The organism is Christiangramia aquimixticola, from assembly GCF_048285835.1.
GTDB lineage: Bacteria > Bacteroidota > Bacteroidia > Flavobacteriales > Flavobacteriaceae > Christiangramia > Christiangramia aquimixticola.
The window spans coordinates 1-452 of record NZ_JBLVTL010000029.1; the positions used below are offsets into that span (position 1 = coordinate 1).

The following is a 452-nucleotide window of genomic DNA, read 5'->3' on the forward strand; positions in this document are numbered from 1 at the left end:
GAAATGTCCTGATCCTGCGCTTTAAGATTGGATCCTAAAAAGGTACCCATGGTGACATACCACGAGCCCCACACAAAAAACTCCAAAAACATCATGAGTGAAAGACGAAACCGGACGATGAAGGGCATGGGACGTATTTTGGGTGAAGAACTGTGACCTAAATTGTGGCAGAAATTTAGAATTTAGCCTTTTTGCTGTATTTTAAGCATCTCTTTTGAGAATCCGAAGAAGGGGGCCTAAAAGTTTTGGCAAAGCCATTCATAACCCAATGATGCAATTGGTCATAAAGCAGTCTCCGAACCGGATGAATACCCGAAATTTCAGCAAGAAATCTAATCATCTACTCAAATAACCTGATAAACTAATATTGACCTATGTCAACTGCTAAAAAATTGAAGCTTGGCCTCGTAGGAGGTGGTCCGGGTTCATTTATCGGTGCCATTCATTTGAAT

At 40.9% G+C, this 452-nt stretch carries 1 pseudogene; it reads right to left on the reverse strand.

From position 1 onward, the window contains the following. Positions 1–128 (reverse strand): annotated as a pseudogene (locus tag ACNKXV_RS13345) (MFS transporter); the annotation flags it as partial. Between the last annotated feature and the right edge of the window lie 324 nt (positions 129–452).